This is a genomic window from Rhizobium phaseoli (assembly GCF_001664385.1).
Classification (GTDB): domain Bacteria; phylum Pseudomonadota; class Alphaproteobacteria; order Rhizobiales; family Rhizobiaceae; genus Rhizobium; species Rhizobium phaseoli.
Genome location: NZ_CP013532.1, coordinates 2,571,592 through 2,593,481, shown reverse-complemented (window position 1 = coordinate 2,593,481; position 21,890 = coordinate 2,571,592). Strand labels below are relative to the sequence as shown.

At 60.6% G+C, this 21,890-nt stretch carries 18 protein-coding genes; 14 read left to right on the top strand and 4 right to left on the bottom strand.

Annotated features, from left to right (window positions below; genetic code table 11):
• Window positions 1–3: 3 nt before the first annotated feature.
• Both AMC88_RS12575 and AMC88_RS12570 read right to left on the bottom strand, forming a co-directional pair.
• Entirely contained in the window at window positions 4–618 is a 615-nt protein-coding gene (locus AMC88_RS12575; RefSeq protein ID WP_012484131.1) for a C39 family peptidase, read from the bottom strand.
• A 350-nt stretch (window positions 619–968) separates the two neighbouring features.
• Window positions 969–2,012: a LacI family transcriptional regulator gene (locus AMC88_RS12570; RefSeq protein ID WP_064825346.1), complete on the bottom strand. Its 1,044-nt coding sequence runs from the start codon at window positions 2,010–2,012 to the stop codon at window positions 969–971.
• Window positions 2,013–2,465: 453 nt separating this feature from the next.
• Between AMC88_RS12570 and AMC88_RS12565 the strand changes: the two genes are divergently transcribed.
• The 13 genes from AMC88_RS12565 to AMC88_RS12505 all read left to right on the top strand — a co-directional run bounded on the left by AMC88_RS12565 (window position 2,466) and on the right by AMC88_RS12505 (window position 18,315).
• Window positions 2,466–3,698, top strand: coding sequence for an ABC transporter substrate-binding protein (locus AMC88_RS12565; RefSeq protein WP_012484129.1), 1,233 nt, complete (start codon window positions 2,466–2,468; stop codon window positions 3,696–3,698).
• A gap of 173 nt (window positions 3,699–3,871) precedes the next feature.
• A complete protein-coding gene (locus AMC88_RS12560; RefSeq protein ID WP_012484128.1) occupies window positions 3,872–4,777 on the top strand; it encodes a carbohydrate ABC transporter permease in 906 nt (301 codons plus the stop codon).
• The gene (locus AMC88_RS12555) at window positions 4,770–5,714 is read left to right on the top strand and encodes a carbohydrate ABC transporter permease (RefSeq protein ID WP_041683661.1); all 945 of its coding nucleotides are present in this window, start codon (window positions 4,770–4,772) and stop codon (window positions 5,712–5,714) included. Before AMC88_RS12560 ends, AMC88_RS12555 begins: the two co-directional genes overlap by 8 nt.
• Before the next feature lie 4 nt (window positions 5,715–5,718).
• Complete coding sequence (locus tag AMC88_RS12550; RefSeq protein ID WP_012484126.1) at window positions 5,719–6,825, top strand: ABC transporter ATP-binding protein; 1,107 nt, start codon at window positions 5,719–5,721, stop codon at window positions 6,823–6,825.
• Between the two features lie 280 nt (window positions 6,826–7,105).
• Window positions 7,106–9,565, top strand: coding sequence for a beta-mannosidase (locus tag AMC88_RS12545; RefSeq protein WP_012484125.1), 2,460 nt, complete (start codon window positions 7,106–7,108; stop codon window positions 9,563–9,565).
• Between the two features lie 38 nt (window positions 9,566–9,603).
• The gene (locus tag AMC88_RS12540; RefSeq protein ID WP_012484124.1) at window positions 9,604–10,365 is read left to right on the top strand and encodes a sugar phosphate isomerase/epimerase family protein; all 762 of its coding nucleotides are present in this window, start codon (window positions 9,604–9,606) and stop codon (window positions 10,363–10,365) included.
• A gap of 8 nt (window positions 10,366–10,373) precedes the next feature.
• Window positions 10,374–11,507, top strand: coding sequence for a Gfo/Idh/MocA family protein (locus tag AMC88_RS12535; protein ID WP_012484123.1), 1,134 nt, complete (start codon window positions 10,374–10,376; stop codon window positions 11,505–11,507).
• A gap of 231 nt (window positions 11,508–11,738) precedes the next feature.
• Entirely contained in the window at window positions 11,739–12,770 is a 1,032-nt protein-coding gene (gene mgrA, locus AMC88_RS12530; RefSeq protein WP_012484122.1) for an L-glyceraldehyde 3-phosphate reductase, read from the top strand.
• A 154-nt stretch (window positions 12,771–12,924) separates the two neighbouring features.
• Complete coding sequence (locus AMC88_RS12525; RefSeq protein WP_012484121.1) at window positions 12,925–14,538, top strand: glycoside hydrolase family 43 protein; 1,614 nt, start codon at window positions 12,925–12,927, stop codon at window positions 14,536–14,538.
• 468 nt (window positions 14,539–15,006) lie between these two features.
• A complete protein-coding gene (locus tag AMC88_RS12520; protein ID WP_064825345.1) occupies window positions 15,007–15,486 on the top strand; it encodes a GNAT family N-acetyltransferase in 480 nt (159 codons plus the stop codon).
• 300 nt (window positions 15,487–15,786) lie between these two features.
• A complete protein-coding gene (locus AMC88_RS12515) occupies window positions 15,787–16,713 on the top strand; it encodes an ABC transporter ATP-binding protein (RefSeq protein ID WP_012484119.1) in 927 nt (308 codons plus the stop codon).
• Window positions 16,710–17,471 (top strand): ABC transporter permease, encoded by a 762-nt coding sequence (locus AMC88_RS12510; protein ID WP_004678436.1) that lies wholly within the window; start codon window positions 16,710–16,712, stop codon window positions 17,469–17,471. Before AMC88_RS12515 ends, AMC88_RS12510 begins: the two co-directional genes overlap by 4 nt.
• A gap of 106 nt (window positions 17,472–17,577) precedes the next feature.
• Window positions 17,578–18,315 carry an SDR family oxidoreductase gene (locus AMC88_RS12505; RefSeq protein WP_041683660.1) on the top strand — a complete coding sequence of 246 codons (738 nt, stop codon included), beginning with the start codon at window positions 17,578–17,580 and terminating at the stop codon, window positions 18,313–18,315.
• On the opposite strand, the gene AMC88_RS12500 is transcribed toward AMC88_RS12505, so the two are convergent.
• Together AMC88_RS12500 and AMC88_RS12490 are read right to left on the bottom strand one after the other, a co-directional pair.
• The gene (locus AMC88_RS12500; RefSeq protein ID WP_012484117.1) at window positions 18,266–19,198 is read right to left on the bottom strand and encodes a LysR family transcriptional regulator; all 933 of its coding nucleotides are present in this window, start codon (window positions 19,196–19,198) and stop codon (window positions 18,266–18,268) included. The genes AMC88_RS12505 and AMC88_RS12500 overlap by 50 nt on opposite strands.
• A 526-nt stretch (window positions 19,199–19,724) precedes the next feature.
• The gene (locus tag AMC88_RS12490; protein WP_012484116.1) at window positions 19,725–20,135 is read right to left on the bottom strand and encodes a hypothetical protein; all 411 of its coding nucleotides are present in this window, start codon (window positions 20,133–20,135) and stop codon (window positions 19,725–19,727) included.
• 437 nt (window positions 20,136–20,572) lie between these two features.
• On the opposite strand from AMC88_RS12490, the gene AMC88_RS12485 reads away from it, so the two are divergent.
• Entirely contained in the window at window positions 20,573–21,856 is a 1,284-nt protein-coding gene (locus AMC88_RS12485; RefSeq protein ID WP_064825344.1) for an MFS transporter, read from the top strand.
• The last annotated feature ends 34 nt before the right edge of the window (window positions 21,857–21,890 follow it).

Genomic DNA, 21,890 nt, shown 5'->3' with positions numbered 1-21,890 from the left:
GGGTCAGGCCTCGACCGATATGCCGCGATTGGCGAAAAAGCGGTCGAAGACGGCAAGCGGCAGCCTGACATCGGCTTGGCTTGCCTCGTGATGGCCGGATGGGTTGTGGAAGCGGATCGTTTCGTTGCTTGCCGCCGTCACCAGCACCAGGTGACCGCCCTTCGACGGCGGCGCGCGCTCCGGCCAGCGGATTCCCGAATGCACAGAGGCGATAAAGAAGCGGCGCTTCGATAGGAGGTCTGATATGGCCGCCGTCTCGACGCCGGTCATGGTCTCGGCGCCGAGCCCGAAACGCTCGGCCACGAAGCGTACGAAGGGCGCGTAGATCAGTCCCTTGATCGAGGCATCGACCTCGTTGATGACATAACCGCCATAGGCGGTACAGGCCCGGGCGAGGTCGAGGGTCGGATGGATCTCGCCGCGGGCGGCAAGGATCATTTTCAGGCAGGCCATGCCGCAGACATTCACTGCCCAGCGTGCATATTCCTCGATCGTGCCGGCTCCAGAATACCGCCAGAGCGGGTCGCTGAGCAGGGCTTGCGAGCCCTCAGCAAGCACCGGCAGCGTCATGCCGGGTGTTTCCCATTGGCTGAAATAGGGCACGCCGCTCTGCTGCATCCTGTCGAATCCCCGTGGCGTCCCTGAATGCGGGGCAATCTTGGCTTTTTCGAGCCGATGCCGGCTCGGGTATCCCTGGGGTAGCGTTCATCCTCCTTCAGGAGATCGATGATCGATCGATCTTCCGGACAATCGCATTGGGTTTCTTTCGATTGCGCACTCTCGCGCCGCGAGGATGACAAGCGTTTTTGAGCTTTGCCAACCTTCCCTCGATCAGTCCTGTGACATCTCGCGGGCGAAGCCTGAGGTCACACGAATAACCGAGGACAGATTAGTGCACTCCCGACGTAATGAAAGGAGACGGCGGACCGCGGCGTTGATGGGGGCAAGAAGTGGCGCTCTAGTCCCGCCTATCTGCCGTTCTCCGGCCAAATCGGCTGGCTGATGCTCTGCAGCAGTTCCGGTTCCACGCCGTCGATGCGGGCGATGACAGCCTTGGCCATTTCGCGGCCGGCCTGACGCACGTCCTCCTGGGCGGTGATGATCTCGGGCCGGATCCAGTTCAGGATCGGCACCGATTGCTTGGAAACCATGTCGAGATCGCGTCCCAGTGCCTTGCCGGCGGCCTCGATGCCGGCATTGACGGCGATCGCTGCGCTGCCGGCCGAACAGACGATGCCGTCAGGGGCGTTCGCCGAACGCATCATCACCTCGACGACGTCGCGGATATCAGCGAGCGGCGCATCGGTGTTGATGCGCAGCGGCACTTCCTCGGCGCCGTAATCGTGCAGACCTGTCTGGAAGCCGATCCGGATATGGGCGTAATAGGTGAGCTTGCTCGGCGGCTGCAGCAGGGCGATGCGCCGCCGGCCGCGTTTGACCAGCCGCTCCACCGCCTGATGGGCGAAGGCCTCGTTGTCGAAATCGTGGAAGGGGTGCGTCAGACCCGCATCGGTGCGCCCATGCGTGGCAAAGGGCATGCCGCGCTCGGTCAAGAGCCGTACACGCGGATCGTCCGGCTCGATGCGCGAGATGATCACACCGTCGGCCGAGCCGGTCTCGAGGATATAGCGCACCGGCAGCATCGGGTCCTTGCTGTGGGAATGCGGCGTGACGACGATATGATAGGGCGTGCCGGACAGGACCTCGGAGATGCCGAAGACCATCTGGCTCGAGAAGCCCATGATCTCCTCGTCGATGCTGAGGACGAGGGCGATGACGTTGGTTTTGCCGGTGCGCAGGCGCACGCCCGCCCTGTTCGGCTGGTAGCCGAGCTGGCGGGCGACCATGCGCACCCGCTCCTTGGTTTCGGCCCCGATATCAGGTGCATCTTTCAGCGCACGTGAGACCGTGGTGACGCCAAGGCCGGTCATGAAGGCGATCGTCTTCAATGTCGGGCGCTCGCGCGTCACCGCCGTCGATGCGGCTTGTCCGAAATTTCCCTTGTTTTCCATCCCTGTAGGCCGCCCTGCGCGAATTTGTCTCGCTTATAGAGGCTTTTTCAGGCGCCGTAAGCCCGCCGCCTGCCAAAATCGCGCCTCCCTGAAGAATACAATCTGTAACGATACAGTAGAAATGTCGAGCATTTTTTCTTGTGTGCGTCGCAATATCATTCGCATAGGTTGAATCGGTGATTTGTTGGGAATTTTTCCGCGCCTGCGAAAAAGACGATGCGAGGGCTGAGGTTATGTGTTTAAATTATGGCTTTATTTTCAATTATATAAAGGGACAGCGCATATGCGAAAAACCCAAAGGTTCTTTCGATTCAGAGGGTGTAGAGAGCTAATCTTGAACAGTCAGAAGTGGCAATTCGGATCTTTAGGCAAAAATTTATAGGGGGGCAGTTGCGTGGGGAAATCGATTGATCTAAGTTTTTCCGGCAACGTTTCAGTGAGGGAGGAGAACTCATGAAAATTCGTATGATGGCGGCACTGCTTGCCGCTTCGGCCGCGCTTCCGATCAGCGCAAACGCCACCGATCTCGAAGTCACGCACTGGTGGACATCCGGCGGCGAATCCGCGGCCGTCGCCGAGCTGGCCAAGGCCTTCGACGCCACCGGCAACCACTGGGTCGATGGCGCTATTGCCGGTTCCGGCGGTACGGCCCGTCCGATCATGATCAGCCGCATCACCGGCGGCGATCCGATGGGCGCCACGCAGTTCAACCATGGCCGCCAGGCCGAGGAGCTCGTTCAGGCCGGCCTCATGCGCGACCTGACCGATGTGGCGACCGCCGAGCACTGGAAGGACATCATCCGTCCGTCGAGCCTGCTCGATTCCTGCACCATCGACGGTAAAATCTATTGCGCTCCCGTCAACATCCACTCCTGGCAGTGGCTGTGGCTTTCGAACGCCGCCTTCAAGAAGGCCGGCGTCGAGGTTCCGAAGAACTGGGACGAATTCGTCGCTGCCGCGCCGGCTCTCGAAAAGGCCGGTATCCTTCCGCTCGCCGTCGGCGGTCAGCCGTGGCAGGCTGCAGGCGCCTTCGACGTGCTGATGGTGGCGATTGCCGGCAAGGACACCTTCAACAAGGTCTTTAAGGACAAGGATGCGGAAGCTGCCGCCGGCCCTGAAATCGCTAAGGTCTTCAAGGCCGCCGACGATGCGCGCCGTATGTCCAAGGGCACCAATGTCCAGGATTGGAACCAGGCCACCAACCTCGTCATCACGGGGAAGGCCGGCGGTCAGATCATGGGTGACTGGGCGCAGGGCGAATTCGCGCTCGCCGGTCAGAAGGCCGGTACCGACTATACCTGCCTGCCGGGCCTCGGCGTGAACGAAATCATCTCGACCGGCGGTGACGCCTTCTACTTCCCGCTGCTGAAGGATGAGGAAAAATCCAAGGCGCAGGCCGTGCTCGCCAAGACCCTGCTCGATCCCAAGACTCAAGTTGCCTTCAACCTGAAGAAGGGCTCGCTGCCGGTTCGCGGCGACGTCGATCTTGCCGCTGCCAATGATTGCATGAAGAAGGGGCTCGATATCCTGTCAAAGGGCAACGTGATCCAGGGCACCGACCAGCTGCTTTCGGCCGACAGCCAGAAGCAGAAGGAAGACCTCTTCTCCGAATTTTTCGCCAACCCGTCGATGACGCCGGAAGACGCCCAGAAGCGTTTCGCCGAGATCATTGCTTCGGCTGACTGATCGATAGATTCGCTGCCATCGGATCCGGCTCCGCAAGGGCCGGATCCTTCCCCGGACGGAGGTTCGGCTGGCGGCATCTCTCCGGCCCTTCCCGGTAAAACCGGAGCAAGGATGGCAAATGGTGCCGTACCTTGCTGTCGCGGGCCGCCGTTGCGATTTGAGGAGAAGCGTTCATGACGGGTCAAGCGCGAGCCGGCCGACCGATCAAATTACTGCGCAATCTGAATGCCAAGATTGCATCCATCCCGATGATCCTGACGGCGTTGATGATCTTTGTCGGCGGCACATTCTGGACGGTCTTTTATTCCTTCACCAATTCCAAGCTCCTGCCGCGGTTGAGCTTCGTCGGTATCGATCAATATCAGCGCCTCTGGGCGGCGCCTCGCTGGGTGACGGCGATCGAAAATCTGGCCCTTTACGGCGTTCTCTCGCTGATTTTCAGCCTGGTCATCGGCTTCGTCCTCGCTGCGCTGATGGATCAGAAGATCCGTTTCGAAAATACCTTTCGCACCATTTTCCTCTATCCCTTCGCGCTGTCCTTCATCGTGACCGGTCTCGTTTGGCAGTGGGTGCTGAACCCGGATTTCGGCGTGCAGTCGGTGGTGCGCTCACTCGGCTGGACGAGCTTCACCTTCAATCCGCTCTATACGCCTGAAATCGTCATTTACGGCATTCTGATCGCGGCGCTGTGGCAGGGGACCGGATTGGTCATGTGCCTGATGCTCGCCGGGCTGCGCGGTATCGACGAGGACATCTGGAAGGCTGCGCGCGTCGACGGCATCCCGATGTGGAAGACCTATCTCCTCATCGTCATTCCGATGATGCGGCCGGTGTTCATCACGACGATCGTCATCATCGCCTCAGGCATCGTCAAGGTCTACGACCTCGTCGTGGCGCAGACGTCTGGTGGTCCCGGCATCTCGTCGGAAGTGCCGGCGAAATATGTCTACGACTACATGTTCCAGGCGCAGAACCTGGGGCAGGGCTTTGCTGCCTCGACAATGATGCTCGTCACGGTCGCGATCATCATCGTTCCCTGGGCCTATCTGGAATTCGGAGGAGGGCGCAAACGTGGCTAATATCGGAACTCTCAACACCACGGCCGCTGGTATCGATGCCGTCTCGCAGAGGCTCGGCGATGGCCCAAGCGGCCCGAAACCGCGCCCGGCTTTGTCGCCGCGCAACATCATGCTCTACGGCACGCTGACCGTCGCGGCGCTCTATTACCTGCTGCCGCTCTATGTGATGGTTGTGACGTCGCTGAAAGGCATGCCGGAAATCCGCCTCGGCAACATCTTCTCACCGCCGATGGAAATCACCTTCGAGCCTTGGGTGAAGGCCTGGGCGGAGGCCTGCACGGGCTTGAATTGCGATGGCCTGTCGCGCGGCTTCTGGAATTCGGTGCGCATCACCGTGCCGTCGGTCATCATCTCGATCGCGATCGCCTCGGTGAACGGCTACGCGCTGGCAAACTGGCGCTTCAAGGGATCGGAGTTCTTCTTCTCGATCCTCATCATCGGGGCGTTCATTCCCTATCAAGTGATGATCTATCCGATTGTCATCATCCTGCGCGAAATCGGCATTTACGGCACGCTGACCGGTCTCGTCATCGTGCATTCGATCTTCGGCATGCCGATCCTGACGCTGCTGTTCCGCAACTACTTCGTGTCGCTGCCGGAAGAGCTGTTCAAGGCGGCGCGCGTCGATGGCGCGGGTTTCTGGCAGATTTTCCTGAAGATCATGCTGCCGATGTCGCTGCCGATCTTCGTCGTCGCGATGATCCTGCAGGTGACCGGAATCTGGAACGACTTCCTGTTCGGCGTCGTCTTTACCCGGCCGGATACCTATCCGATGACCGTGCAGCTCAACAACATCGTCAATTCCGTTCAGGGCGTGAAGGAATACAACGTCAACATGGCGGCAACGATCCTGACGGGTCTCGTGCCGCTGATCGTCTATTTCGTGTCGGGACGGCTTTTCGTCCGCGGCATCGCCGCTGGCGCAGTGAAGGGTTGATCACATGAACATGAATTCGAGTGTCTCCAATTCAAGTGTTTCCATCAAGGATCTGTCGCTGAACTTCGGCGCGGTCAGCGTATTGAAGGATCTGAACCTCGACATCAATGACGGCGAATTCCTGGTGCTGCTCGGCTCATCCGGCTGCGGCAAGTCGACCTTGCTGAACTGCATTGCCGGCCTGCTCGACGCCTCGGAAGGGCAGATCTTCATCAAGGGCAAGAACGTCACCTGGGAGGAACCGAAGGACCGCGGCATCGGCATGGTGTTCCAGTCCTATGCGCTCTATCCGCAGATGACGGTCGAGAAGAACCTCTCCTTCGGCCTGCGCGTCGCCAAGGTGCCGCAGGCCGAGATCGACAAGCGCGTGGCGCGCGCCGCCGAGATCCTACAGATCCAGCCGCTTCTGAAGCGCAAACCGGCCGAGCTTTCCGGCGGCCAGCGCCAGCGCGTGGCAATCGGCCGGGCGCTGGTGCGCGATGTCGACGTCTTCCTGTTCGACGAGCCGCTGTCCAACCTCGATGCCAAGCTTCGCTCGGAGCTGCGCGTCGAGATCAAGCGTCTGCACCAGTCGCTGCAGAATACGATGATCTACGTCACGCACGACCAGATCGAGGCACTGACGCTTGCGGATCGCATCGCCATCATGAAGAGCGGCATCATTCAGCAGCTCGACGATCCGACGACGATCTACAATCGGCCGCGTAACCTTTTCGTCGCCGGCTTTATCGGCTCGCCGTCGATGAATTTCCTGCGCGGCGAACTGGTCAAGTCGGGCGATGGCATCGCCTTTACGGCGAATGGCGTCATCTTTTCGCTGGCCGCCTACGAGGCTAATGAGGCGCTGCAGCCCGGCCGCAAGGTGGTGCTCGGCGTTCGCCCCGAGCATATCAAGGTCAACGAAAACACCGGCGGCGAAGAACATGACGCGACCGTCGATATCGAGGAGCCGATGGGCGCGGACAATCTCCTTTGGCTGAAACATGCCGGTCACACGATGTCGGTCCGCGTCAACGGCGCGCGCCGCTTCAATGTCGGAGCCAAGGTGAAGCTGAGCTTCGACATGACGCTGGCTTCGGTGTTCGACGCCGAGAGCGAGCTGCGGCTTTAGCGGAGATTTGTGGATTGAGGCCACTAGCCCCGGGCGAGTTTGACGCAAAGGCCAATCCCGCCCTCCGTCATCCTCGGGCTTGACCCGAGGATCCATGCCCGTTGCTGCTGGTGGATGCGGTGTAGATCCTCGGGTCAAGCCCGAGGATGACGGAGAGCGGAGTGGGCGGATGAGGGCAAAAACGACACGTCTCTGACGAACGACTAGGTGAAAGCCGCCGAACAGCGACATTTGCCCTTCCTTCAAGAACACAACCCTTTTCGAAATCGGAAATGAAATCGTGACGCAACAATCGCTCCCCTCCAGCATTGACCTTTCAGGTTCGTGGCAGCTGACTTCCGTCGATGGCGAGATCAAAAGCGTCATCGCACTGCCGGGCGACGTGCATACGGCGCTTCACCGGGCCGGTCTGATCCCCGATCCCTATTTCGGGCGCAACGAGCAGAAGGTGCAGTGGGTCGCCCAGCGTGAGTGGGCGGTCGAGCGCAGCTTTGCACTGCAGGAGGTAGACGGCGACTGGTATCTCGATGTCGACTATCTCGACACGGTCGCCAGCGTCTACGTCAACGGCTTCCTGGCGCTCGAAGCCGACAACAGCTTCCGTCGCTATCGACCCGACGTGTCGAGCATGCTCAAATCCGGTGACAACGTCATCCGCATCGTGTTTGCCTCCAATCCCGCCGTTGGTGCCGAGCGGCAGAAGAAGCAGCCCTTCTATATTCCTTACAGCACGGGTAATTCGCCGATCCCGGACGGCAACATGCTGCGCAAGCCGCAATGCCACTTCGGCTGGGACTGGAATATCGCCATTGCACCCTTCGGCCTCTACGGCACGATCGCGCTGAAGAAGCTCGAGACGGCGCGCATCGAGCATGTCGTTACCCGCCAGGCCCACAACAATGACGGCTCTGTCGATCTCACGGTGACGGCGAGCCTCTATGCCAGGCATGCCGGAATCGCCCAGGTCTATTTCGATCTCGACGGAGAGCGCGTGCGCCTCGATGTCGGCGTCAAGGGCGAGACAACGGTCAATCACCTCTTCCATATCGACAGGCCGCGCCTCTGGTGGCCCTCCGGCAGCGGTGAGCAGGCGCTTTACACGCTCTCCGTCGAGCTGTCCGATGAGGTGGTGACGAAGCAGATCGGTCTCCGTACCATCGAGCTGATCACGACGCCGGATGCATCAGGCAGCCGCTTTGCGTTCAAGGTCAACGGCAGAGAGGTCTTCTGCCGCGGCGCCAACTGGATTCCGGCCGATGCGCTCTATTCGCTATCGTCGCCTGAAAAGACTGAGGATTTGCTGCAATCGGCGAAAGCCGCCAACATGAACATGATCCGCGTCTGGGGCGGCGGTTTCTATGAGCAAGATCATTTCTACGATCTCTGCGACCGGCTGGGCCTCCTGGTCTGGCAGGACTTCATGTTCGCCTGCAATCTCTATCCCTCGACGGAGGACTTTCTCGAGAATGTGGCGATCGAAGTCGATTACCAGGTCCGCCGGCTCTCCTCCCATCCCTCGATCGCGCTCTGGTGCGGCGACAACGAACTTGTCGGCGCGCTGACCTGGTTCGAGGAGTCGAGGAAGGACCGCGACCGTTATCTCGTCTCCTACGACCGGCTCAACAGAACGATCGAGCAGGCGGTGAAGAAAGCGTCGCCCGGCGCGCTCTGGTGGCCGTCGAGCCCGGCCTCCGGCTATCTCGATTTCGGCGATGCCTGGCATGCCGACGGCTCCGGCGACATGCATTACTGGTCGGTCTGGCACGAGAACAAGTCGTTCGACAATTACCGTTCGGTGCGGCCGCGCTTCTGCTCGGAGTTCGGCTTCCAGTCCTATACCTCGCTGCCTGTCATCAAGACCTATGCCGAGGAGAAAGACTTGAACGTCGCTTCTCCTGTCATGGAGCTGCATCAAAAGAATGCCGGCGGCAACGAGCGCATCGCCGGCACGATGTTCCGCTATTTCCGCTTCCCCAAGGATTTCCCGAACTTCGTCTATCTCTCGCAGATCCAGCAGGGCCTGGCGATCAAGACGGCGGTGGAATACTGGCGGTCGCTGAAACCCCATTGCATGGGCACGATCTACTGGCAGCTCAACGACACCTGGCCGGTCGCTTCCTGGTCGAGCCTCGATTATGGCGGGCGCTGGAAGGCGATGCATTATCTCGTCAAGCGCTTCTTCCAACCGGTGGCAGTCGCGGCCATTCCTTCCGAGGACGGCAAGACGATCCGTTTCTCGCTTGTTAATGACACGCTTGCCGATGTCAGTGTCGATCTTTCAATTTCTGTTCTGACGATGAACGGCGAGCGGAAGCACCTGAAAGATGTGCAGGCGGTCTGCTCGCCGGATGCGGCGGTCACGGCTGCGACCATCAACGTCGCCGAGATCGGCGAGGGAACGCTGCTCGCCTGGCATTTCACAGCCTCGAACGGCATGGGCGGCGAGGGGCATTATGTCAACGGCACCTATAAGGCGCTGGAGCTCGAGCCCGCGGGGCTGACGGTCACCCATGAATATGTCGAGGCGAGCGGGGCGGTCGACATCAACGTCACCGCCAAGGCACTTGCGCTCTTCGTAATGATCGAGAGCGAGACGGACGGCAAATATTCCGACAACGCCTTCGATCTTGCGGCCGGTGAGAGCCGCCGCATCACCTTCACCCCGGCACATCAGCTCGAACGCGGCAAGCTGCCGGATTTCCGGTTCTACGACCTGCATTCCTGCCAATCGGCGGATTGATCTTCCCAAGCACGGGCACGAGGCCCAAGGAGAACATGATGACGAAACTCAGCTACCAGCTCTACAGTGCGCGTAATTTCCAGCCCTATTCGGCGATTTTCGAGAAGCTCGGCAAGGCGGGCTATGCCGAAGTCGAGGGCTTCGGCGGCATCTATGCCGATCTCGACGGCGCCGGCCTGAAGAGCCTTCGCGCCGAGCTCGACAAGAACGGCCTCGTCATGGCGAGCGGCCATTTCAGCCCTGATTTCCTGGAAAAGGACGTTCAGAAATCGCTCAACATCGCCAAGATCCTCGGCATGGATTCGATCTATGCGCCGCATCTGGCCGCTGATCAGCGCCCCTCCGACGCCGCCGGCTGGACCGCCTTCGGCAAGCGGCTGCAGGAAATGAGCAAGCCTTACAAGGACGCCGGCTACGAATTCGGCTGGCACAACCACGACTTCGAATTCGTCAAGCTCGCCGACGGCTCGCTGCCGATCGAGCGTATCTTCGAAGGCGCGCCTGACATCTCCTGGGAAGCCGATATCGCCTGGGTCATCCGCGGCGACGCCGATCCGTTCGCCTGGATCGAGAAGCTCGGTCCTCGCATCACTTCCGTCCACGTCAAGGATATCGCGCCGGCAGGCGAAGCGAAGGACGAGGACGGCTGGGCCGATGTCGGCCATGGCAAGGTCGAGTGGGCCAAGCTGATTGCAGCGCTTCGCGGCACCAAGGCCAAGCACTTCGTCGTCGAACATGACAATCCCAAAGACATCGACCGCAACATCAGCCGTTCGATCGCATCCTTCAAGACTTATTGAGGCAAATCATGACCAGGGAACTTGGCGTCGGCATCATCGGATGCGGCAACATCTCCACCACCTACTTCTCGCTCGCACCGCTCTTCAAGGGGCTGAAGGTGTTGGCCTGCGCCGATATCAACGTGCAGGCCGCCGAGGCCCGCGCCAAGGAATATGGCGTGAAGGCACAGACGATCGACGCGCTTCTCGCCAATGACGAGATCGACGTCGTCGTCAATCTGACCATTCCGGATGCGCATTTTCCGGTGTCGAAGGCGATCCTCGAGGCCGGCAAACACGTCTATTCGGAAAAGCCGCTGGTGCTTACGCTGGAGCAGGGCGAGGAGCTTCGCCGCATCGCCAAAGCAAAAAACCTAGCCGTCGGCTGCGCGCCGGACACTTTCCTCGGCGGCGCGCATCAGCTTGCCCGCAAGTTCATCGACGACGGCGGCATCGGCCGGGTAACCTCGGGCGCCTGCTACGTGATGAGCCCCGGCATGGAGATGTGGCATCCGAACCCGGATTTCTTCTTCCTGCCGGGCGGCGGCCCGATCCTCGATCTCGGCCCTTATTACATCGCCAACCTCATCAACCTGATCGGCCCGGTCAAACGCGTCGGCGCCATGACCTCGATGGCATCGGAGACCCGCACCATCACCAGCCAGCCGCGCAATGGCGAGATCATCCCGGTCAAGACGCCGACGACGATCCAGGCACTGCTCGAATTCGTCAACGGCGCCACGGTGACGCTGACGGCGAGCTGGGACGTGTGGTCGCATCGCCATGCCAATATGGAGCTCTACGGCACCGATGGCTCGCTCTACGTGCCGGATCCGAACTTCTTCGGCGGCACCGTCGAGGCAAGCGGCCGCGACAAGGACATCAAGCCGCTCGAAGCCTGGGAGCATCCCTTCGGCAAGATCAACCAGGAAAGCCCCAGCGGCTCGCGCGCCAACTACCGCACGGCCGGCCTTGCCGACATGGCGATGTCGCTGATCGAAGGCCGCGACGCGCGCTGCTCGCTCGACCGCACGCTGCACGGTGTCGACGTCATGACCTCGATCCTGAAGTCGGGCGAGGAAGGGCGTTTCATCGACCTCACCACGACCTGCACCCAGCCGGCCGCGCTCGGTATCGAGGAGGCGCAGGCACTGTTGAAGTGATAGGATGGCGTTAGAATCGTCGTGGTGAAGATTGCCCCTCACCCTCACCCTCACCCCGTAAAGAACGGGGAGAGGGGACGTGCAAACGCAGGGTTGAGATTTAAGCGAGCGGGTGCGGTATGTCCCTTCGCCCCGTTTACGGGGAGAAGGTGGCGGCAGCCGGATGAGGGGCAGACTCCTGAGTCAGGCCCTGCGGGGCATCTATTAAGATATTTTAGCAAGGAGAGTCTCATGAGCTGGCAACCGGCCGCAGACCGTTATTCGAAGATGAAATATAACCGCGTCGGCCGTTCGGGCCTGAAGCTGCCGGCCGTTTCCCTCGGCCTCTGGCACAATTTCGGCGGCGACACGCCGCATGAGCGTAAGATCGACATGTGCCGCACGGCCTTCGACCTCGGCATCACCCATTTCGATCTCGCCAATAATTACGGTCCGCCTCCCGGCAGTGCCGAGACCGCCTTCGGCGAAATTTTGCGGACAGAATTTTCCGGGCTTCGCGACGAGCTGATCATCTCCTCCAAGGCCGGCTATGACATGTGGCCGGGTCCCTATGGCGAGTGGGGCAGCCGCAAGTATCTGATCGCCTCCTGCGATCAGAGCCTGAAGCGCATGGGCCTCGGCTATGTCGATATCTTCTATTCGCACCGGTTCGACCCGGACACGCCGCTTGAGGAAACCTGCGGCGCGCTCGACCATATCGTCCGCTCCGGCCGGGCGCTCTATGTCGGCATCTCCTCGTATAATTCGCAGCGCACCCGCGAAGCCGCCGCCATCCTTAAGGATCTTGGTACGCCCTGCCTGATCCACCAGCCGAGCTATTCGATGCTCAACCGCTGGGTCGAGGACGACAGGCTGCTTGATACGCTCGACGACGTCGGCATGGGCTCGATCGTGTTTTCGCCGCTCGCCCAGGGCATGCTGACGACGAAGTATCTCGGCGGTATCCCCGATGACAGCCGCGCGGCGCAGAACCACTTCCTGAAGCGCGACTTCATCCGTCCCTCGATCATCGACAATATCAGGAAGCTCAACGAGATTGCCGAGCGCCGCGGCCAGACGCTGGCGCAGATGGCGATCGCCTGGGTGCTACGCGGCGGACGCGTGACTTCGGCGCTGATCGGGGCCAGCCGTTCCTCGCAGATCGTCGATTGCGTCAAGGCGCTGGATAATCTCGAATTCAGCCTGGAAGAACTCGCTGAGATCGACGTCTACGCCCGCGAGGCTGATATCAATTTGTGGGCGAAGTCGGCAGAGCGGGAGTAGTATGGGCAGTGGGAGTTTGTGGCAGCATGTCGCCACAGGCTCCCTCATTCGTGTGGGCCAGGCTTCGCCCGAGGACAGAGATGATGGAGGAGAGGTTTTCCCGCCTTCGTTTGACGTACGTACCACAAAAATAATCTAAGGAGGAGGCTTCATCATGATCCGCAATCCCATCCTGCCGGGGTTCAATCCCGATCCGTCGATCTGCCGTGTGGGCGAGGATTATTACATCGCCACCTCCACCTTCGAATGGTATCCCGGGGTGCAGATCCACCATTCGCGCGATCTGGTGAATTGGACGCTGGTGCGCCGGCCGCTGGAGCGCGCCTCGCAACTCGACATGCGGGGGAACCCGGATAGCTGCGGCATCTGGGCGCCGTGCCTTTCCTTTGCCGCTGGGCAGTTCTGGCTCGTCTATACCGACGTCAAGCGCTTCGACGGCAATTTCAAGGATGCGCATAATTACATTGTCACCGCGCCCTCTATCGAGGCCGAATGGTCCGAGCCGGTCTATGTCAACTCTTCCGGTTTCGATCCTTCGCTCTTCCACGACGATGACGGCCGCAAGTGGTTCGTCAACATGCAGTGGAACCACCGCACCGAGAGCTTCGGCGGTTCGCCGAAATCACCGGCCTTCGACGGCATCCTGCTGCAGGAGTGGGACCCGGCGACGAAGGCGCTGAAAGGCCCGATCAAGAACATCTTCGCCGGCAGCCCGCTTGGTCTCGTCGAGGGACCGCATCTTTTCAAGCGCAATGGCTGGTACTATCTGACAACCGCCGAGGGCGGCACCGGCTACGACCACGCCGTCACCATGGCGCGCTCGCGCCGCATTGACGGACCATACGAGATGCACCCGAACATGCACCTCATCACCTCCAAGGATCATCCGGGCGCGGTGCTGCAGCGGGCGGGGCATGGCCAATATGTCGAGACGCCTGACGGTCAAGCCTATCATACCCATCTCTGCGGCCGGCCGCTGCCGCCGAAGCGGCGCTGCACGCTGGGGCGCGAAACGAGCCTGCAGAAATGCGTCTGGCGCGACGACGACTGGCTTTACCTGGAAAACGGCACGACAGTGCCAGAGGTCGATGTGCCGGGCCTCTTCGGCGCGGTACCGGCGGAAAAGCCGATGCGCACCGAATACAATTTCGACGGGGGCAAACTTCCCGCAGATTTCCAGTGGCTTCGCACGCCCGAGCCAACGCGCATCTTCAACCTGACTGACCGTCCCGGCCATCTGCGCCTGATCGGGCGCGAAAGCATCGGCTCCTGGTTCGAACAGGCGTTGGTCGCCCGTCGTCAGGAGCATCACAGCTTCCGCGCCGAAACCGTGGTTGAATTCTCACCTGATACCTATCAGCAGGTGGCTGGGCTGACGCATTACTACAACCGCCACAAATTCCACGCCGTCGCCGTGACGCTGCACGAAACGCTCGGCCGCTGCGTTATGATCCTGTCCTGCAGCGGCGACTACCCGAACGGCCGCCTGAGCTTTCCCGCCGAGAGCGGCGTCGCGATCCTCGCCGAGGGGCGCGTCCAGCTCGCCATGGAAATCCGCGAAAACGACCTGCAATTCTTCTGGCAGACCGAAGGCAAGGGCGCCTGGCAGCCGATCGGGCCGGTTCTCGACGCAGGTGTGGTTTCCGATGAAGGCGGGCGCGGCGAACATGGCTCCTTCACCGGCGCCTTCGCCGGCGTGTTTGCCTTCGATACGTCCGGGCGGGGGAAAGCCGCGGATTTCGACTGGCTCAATTACGACGAGTTGTGAGTGCGACTCGCACCTCGTCTTGCGACTCCTATTCCGCGGCAATTAAAAAGAAAGCCGGCGCAAGGCCGGCTGAGGCGAACGCGGCTGGACAGGGGATACTGGCCGGTTCAAAGCACTTGGTGAATGACAATAACTTTCACTACATGCCGAGGCAGCGGAAATAGGGCGCAACGAGAACGCCGGAGGACGGCTCCGCAAACGGATGGGCGGCGGGGCGGATGCCGGTGCTGGCCTCGGTTCTCTTATCGGGCAAGAATATCACCGGATGATGACATCCGAACCGACCGTCACCTTTCTTTCAACGATCGGCGGCAGGAAATACTGCTGCTGTGCGCCGTTGAATATGAAGCTATCTCCCCTGTGTAATTGCCCAGGCTGGAGCCAGCTGAGGAAAGAACGAGATCATTGACGCCGCACTCACTTTTTCGCACAACGTCGATCGCTGTTCCAAATCCAACCGGGTGTGAGATGACTTTAAAGATTCGCGACGCGGTGCGCGCCGATGCGGCGACGATCCTGAGGTTCATCCGGGAGTTGGCCGTCTACGAGAGGGCTGAGCACGAGGTCGAAGCGACTATCGAGACGCTGACCGAATCTCTTTTTGGCGAGGGATCAGTCACGCATGCTCTGATCTGCGAGAAGGATGGTGAGGCGATTGGTTCGGCCATCTGGTTCTTCAACTATTCGACTTGGCAAGCCAGGAAGGGCGTTTATCTTGAGGATCTATACGTGACGCCGACGGCGCGCGGCCTCGGCGCCGGAAAGGCATTGCTGCGGCGCCTTGCTGAAATCGCGCTGGAAAACAATTGCGGCCGGTTCGAATGGAGTGTGCTTGACTGGAACGAGCCTACCATCAAGGTCTATGAGGCGATCGGCGCCCAGCCTATGAAGGAGTGGGTCCGCTACCGCCTGTCCGGCGAAAAACTGAGCGCCTTTGCGGCCGGATGAAGGCACAATCAATAGTCTTGAGCTTGATCAAGACGCCGATCTTCAGCGGAAGCATACTCAGGGAGCCGATAGGTCCGGGCCGAATCCGTAGCCGATGGACTTGCCAGCGACGTCCAGGTGCGAGTGTCGAGACAATAGCTGAGAGCTAGCTAGGGCACGTCACTGGTCGGAGATCTGGCTATCCTTGGAACGGTGTTGGTGCTGCGTGAATGCAGTGTTCACGTTCCCGAAGGATGTCAAACCGTCACAGACGAACTATATAGCGGGCCGAAATACTTCGAGAATCCACAAGAGTTCCGCATGGCCCCCATTATTTCCGTCCAGAACCTGACCAAGACCTATGCCAATGGGTTCGAGGCCCTGAAGGGCATCAACCTCGATGTGGAGAAGGGCGAGATCCTGGCGCTGCTCGGACCGAACGGCGCCGGCAAGACGACGCTGATTTCGATCATCTGCGGCATTGCCAACCCGAGCGGCGGCCAGGTGCTGGTCGCCGGTCACGATGTCGTCAAGGATTTCCGCGCAACGCGTTCCATGATCGGGCTTGTGCCGCAGGAACTGACCACCGATCAGTTCGAGACAGTGTTCAATACGGTGAGCTTTTCCCGTGGGCTGCACGGCAAGAAGGCCAACCCCGCCCATATCGAGAAGGTGCTGCGGGCGCTCTCCCTCTGGGACAAGAAGGACAACATGCTGCGCCAGCTCTCCGGCGGCATGAAGCGGCGTGTGCTGATCGCAAAGGCGCTCTCCCATGAGCCTGAGATCCTTTTCCTCGACGAGCCGACCGCCGGCGTCGACGTGAGGCTGCGCAAGGATATGTGGAATGTCGTCGAGCAGCTGCGGGCTTCCGGTGTCACCATCATCCTGACAACACATTACATCGAAGAGGCCGAGGAGATCGCCGACCGGGTCGGCGTCATCAATGGCGGGCAATTGCTGCTCGTCGAGGACAAGGCGGCGCTGATGGCCAAGCTTGGCCGCAAGCAGCTCATCCTCGATCTCACCGAACCGCTCGAGCGGCTGCCGGACTGTTTTGCCGGCAACGGATTGACGCTGGAAGCCGAAGGCTGCCGGCTGACCTATGATTTCGATGCCGATAACGAGCAGGAGAGCATCGCGACCCTGCTCACCCGGCTGAGCGAGAGCAATATCCATTTCAAGGATCTGTCGACGCGGCAAAGTTCGCTCGAAGACATCTTCGTGGCCCTGGTGGGAGCGGCAAAATGAACGTCGAAGCAATCAAGTCGATCTATTTCTTCGAGATGGCGCGCACGCGCCGCACCCTGCTGCAGAGCGTCATCTCGCCGGTGATTTCGACATCACTCTATTTCATCGTCTTCGGCGCGGCGATCGGCTCGCGCATACAGGAAGTGGAGGGTGTTTCCTACGGTGCCTTTATCACACCCGGCCTGATCATGCTGACGCTGCTCGGCCAGTGCATCAGCAACGGCTCCTTCGGCATCTATTTCCCGAAATTCACCGGCACGATCTACGAGGTGCTGTCGGCGCCGGTGGCGATGACGGAAATCCTGCTCGGTTATGTCGGGGCGGCGGCGACCAAAGGGATGATCATCGGTTTCATTATCCTGCTGACCGCCAATCTTTTCGTTGACGTCAGGATCGAGCATCCCTTCATGATGATCCTGTTCTTCCTGCTTACGGCCGTCACCTTCAGCCTGTTCGGCTTCATGATCGGCATCTGGGCCGGCAATTTCGAGCAGCTGAATCTTATTCCGATGCTGGTGGTGCCGCCCCTGACCTTCCTCGGCGGCAGCTTCTACTCGATCAACATGCTGCCGCCCTTCTGGCAGGCAGTCAGCCACTTCAATCCGGTCCTCTATCTCGTCAGCGGATTCCGCTGGAGCTTCTACGGGATCGCCGATGTCAATCCGGCGACCAGCCTGGCGATGATCACGGTGTTCCTGGCGATCTGCCTCGGCACGCTCGGCTGGATCTTCAAGACCGGTTACCGGCTGCGCAACTGACGCTGACCGTGCGTCATCGGAAACTCCGATGACGCTATCGATTTCTTCCGTTTTTCTTCCGCTGCCGTCGGGGGCATCTGCTCTCTCATTCAAATGGAGATGTGCGATGACTACGATCAGGATTGAAGGTGCGAAGGTGTTGATTGTCGGTGGCAGTTCCGGCATGGGACTGGCGCTTGCCATGCGCCTGCTTGCCGAGGGAGCGTCGGTGACGATCGCGGGGCGCAGCCGGGAGAGGCTCGCGGCAGCCCGCCGCCACCTCGGCGACCATCCGAAACTCGCGACACGTGCCGTCGATATAACCAGGGAGGAAGAGGTCGCCGCGCTGTTTCAGCACGGCGAACCGCTGGATCATATCGTCAGCACGGCGGCCGATGTCGAAGGCGCCTATCAGCTCCTGCCGTCGATCGAACTGGCGGCGGCACAACGGGTGGTCGAAAGCAAGTTCTATGGGCCGCTACTGCTGGCAAAACATGGCGCCGCCCATCTGTCGCCTCTGGGATCCATCACTTATACCTCGGGGGTCGCCGCCTATAGACCGGCAGCGCGTGGCTCGGTGGTAGCAGCCGTCAACGCGGCGCTCGAAGGCCTGGTGAGAGCGCTTGCCGTCGAGTTGGCTCCGATCCGCATCAATGCCGTATCGCCCGGATGGGTCGATACGCCGATCTGGGGCTTTGTCGCCGGCGACGCCAAACAAGCAACGCTGGACGCGATGGCGGAGCGCCTGCCGGCCGGCCGGGTCGGGCAGCCGGAGGATGTTGCCGACGCAATCCGTTTTCTCATCGGCAACGGCTTTACGACAGGCACGATCCTGCACGTCGAGGGTGGACATCGGCTGGTTTGACCGGCGAGAGATGTTCGCTTGCTGACTGCAGGATAAGGGTGAGCGCCGACGGCTGAACGCGCCGGCGCCGCCACGTCATCACCAGCGAAGCGGCTGGCGGTTTGCCCGGCCACGACAATTCGACGATATCGCTACGCGCCGGAGACAGCCCGATCGCGAGGCGCGGGACGAGCCCATAGCCGGTGCCGAAGGCAACGAGGCGAATGATCGTCGCAATGCTGTCTGCTTCCGTTGCGATGGGCGGCGGCGTCACACCCGCTTCGGCAAAGGCAGTATCGAGCAAATAGCGATAGACGCAGCCGGCTTCGGTCGCCACAAAGTGGGTGGTGCTCAGCGCCGCTAGGCTATCAAATGAGGATAGCTGCGCGTTGCGGCCCGCGATCAACACCAGCGGTTCGCTGCAGATATGGCGCGTCGCGAAGCGCTCGTCCTCATGGCGATCGAAGGTGAAGGCGACGTCGATCGAGCCCTGCTGCAATTGCGCATGCAATTCGCCACTGCCGCCAACCTTGAGTTTGAGAGCGAGGTCGGGATTCTGCCGACGGAAGCGGGAGAGCCAGGGTGCCAGCCTTTCAGCGGCGATGGTTTCGAGCGTGCCCAATATGACTGATTGTTCGGCATTGCCGGCGGCCGAGCGGACGGCGTCCTTGGCCTCGCCATTCAGCGCCAAGATCTCTTCCGCATAGGCCTTCAAAGCTGCTCCTGCCGGCGTCGGGACGACGCCTTGCCGGGATCGGACAAACAGCTCGGCGCCCAATTCCTCTTCAAGCGCCTGGATCTGGTCGCTGAGGCTCGACTGGGCGAGGTTGACCTCGGCAGCGGCGCGCGTGAGGTTTCCGTGGCGGATGACCGCAAGGAATGTCTTTAGTTGTCGTGGAGTCATGTCAGGTTCCGGCATTGCGCAGGCGCAGAATATCAACAAAGAGGACCGGGCGGCAATGAGGCCGCGTTTAGGAAGCGCCGCAATTATAACACGAAAAATGTCCAGCGTTGCTGTCATTGGTCGCGGGGGCAGGGGATGATCACCAGCAGCGTGTTTGAAGTCTTCGCGATTGCCGCGCTCCTCTTTTTAAACCCACAAGGAAGCCGGTCGTACGGGCCGCAGCGCCCGTCAAAATTACTATGGATGTTGCTTGCGACCTTGTCGACCATGCCAATTCCGCCGTCCATCTCGCGATTACGGTGTCTTCGGGCTTGAAGGGTGGTGAACTGCGCATCTATTGCTCGACTGATCCCTGTTCCTTCGGGGGTTCGCGATCGCGCATCGATTTTTCCGGCCGGCGAGTTACCGCCGACATCTTTTTAGGTGAGTCCGATTTCGGTATCGCGGTTCCGCTGGTTGTAAGGCAGCGACGTATTATCGGCAAAGTCCTTGTCTCCTATTGATTGTCTTATCTTGCGCAATCCCCTCAGGCGCTGCTGACGAGGAGAGCGCCTGAGAGAATGAGGAGGGTGCCGGCGGCGAGCTTGCCTGTGTTGATCTCTGAGGCCTCGCCGAGGTAAAGGGCGCCGATGGCGAGCGTCACCAGCACGTTGCAGCTCCAGATCGGCGCGAGTTTCGAGACGGGAACGCCGTAAGCGAAGAGCGCGAAGCTGATCAGGCCGGTGCCGAGGGCGAAGCAGGTGCCGGCGGTCGCGGCCAAACCAAGGCCCTCGAGGCTCCCAATCAAGCCGGCGAAAGCACAGGCGGTGCCGAAGGCGATCAGATAGACGGCGGAGCCGGTAGCGGCCGTGGCGCTCTGCTTCTGGAAGATGGCGGTGATGCCCCAGAAAATGGCAGGCAAGACGCCGCCGACGATGATCGGCCAGAGTGAATTCATCGCGAAGCTCCTGTCGCACCCATTGGTCAAAGCCATCGCCCGAAGCGATGGCCGATCGAACATGCGGGGTGCCACCAGACTAGGAGTTTCTTCTTGCTCTTTGTGGTCTTGTTGTTTTGCGGGTGAAGGTGACAGATCCGGCCCGTGCCGTAAAGTGGCATCGCGCCATTGGTCGCACGGGTTGGCTGGCTTGCATTTCCACGGGCGGTGAAACCTCACGTTGACGGGGTGGAAATATTCGTCTAGCCATAGCGGCCATGAAGATCGCAATGGTTCTTGTCGTGGTGATAAAGCGCATGGGCAGGATGGTGTAACCATCCGGCGATCAGCCCCATGCGCGGTAGTTCAAGCTCCTGACGGGGCTTTTTTTGTGCCCTGAATTTGCGTTGCGCCTCGTCAGACTCTCCACAAATCTCGCTGACAAGACGGGTAGGACCATGACAGGCAATAATTCCGTTCAGACTTCCGGCAGCCGCCTGACCGAGAAAACGGTCACGACATCGACGGCGGCACCCCGACGCACGATCCTCCTGCTGCTGACGGCGCTATCGGTATTGCCGGTCAACATATATCTGCCGGCGCTGCCAAACATCGCTGCCACGTTTCGGGCCGATTTCGCCCTCGTCAATCTTTCGATTGCGGGCTATGCGATCATCAATGCCGTGACGGAAATTGTCGCGGGCGCGATGTCGGATCGCTACGGACGCCGGCCGGTGGCGCTGATCGCCGTTTCGATTTTCATCGTCGCCTCCATCGGCTGCGCGCTCGCTCCCAACATCGGCATTTTCCTGTTGTTTCGCGTGATGCAGGCGTCGATCGCCGCCGGTTTCTGCGTCGCTCTTGTCGTCATCAAGGAGACGGCGGGCGAAGGCCAGGCTGCCAACAGGATCGGTTACGCCGCCATGGGTTGGGCAATTGCCCCAATGCTCGGCCCGAGTTTCGGTGGCGTCCTGGACGAAGCGTTTGGATGGCGGGCGATCTTCGCTGCTCATGCGCTGCTTGGCGCAGCCATCCTTGCGATTTCCATGCGCGAGCTGAAAGAAACGGCGGGGCCTGCGTCGAGACCGAGAGGCAACTACCTTGCCTCTTATCGGCACCTCCTGAGTTCGCCGCGGTTCTGGGCCTATACGCTGTGCATGGCCTGCTCCACCGGCACTCTTTACATCTTTCTCGGAGGCGCATCTTTGGCCGTCGGAACGTTGCTCGGCGGATCGAGCGCGAAACTGGGTTTATTCATGGGGATGGTTCCCGCAGGGTTCATTCTGGGCAGCTATCTGGCTGCCCGATTGACCGAAAAATCGCTCAGCCTCACGCTCGTCATTGCGCGCCTATCGACCTGCATGGGTCTGCTGCTGGGGTTGAGCCTGTCGATCTCAGGCGTGACGCATATTCTGGCGTTTTTCGGACCCTGCATGTTCATCGGCATTGGCAATGGCTTGACCTTTCCGGCCGCCAATCTGGGGGTGATGTCGGTTCGCTCCAATCTCGCCGGCACCGCTGCCGGCCTTGCCGCTGCCATGTCGATCGCCGGCGGCGCGCTAATCGCTTCGATCGCCGGGCTGTTTCTCCGGGAGGCCGGCGCGATTCCGACACTGTTCGCGATGTTGCTGACCTCGGCATCGCTCGCCCTCTTGGCCGCGCTTTCGGCGGCGTTCATCGACGGGCGAACTGCTCCGGGCGCTCCGCATGGAGAGCCTGCCGAAACCCGACGGGGCGGGTGAGGTCCGCTATCGAAGGCGGCAGATGATGAGCGCT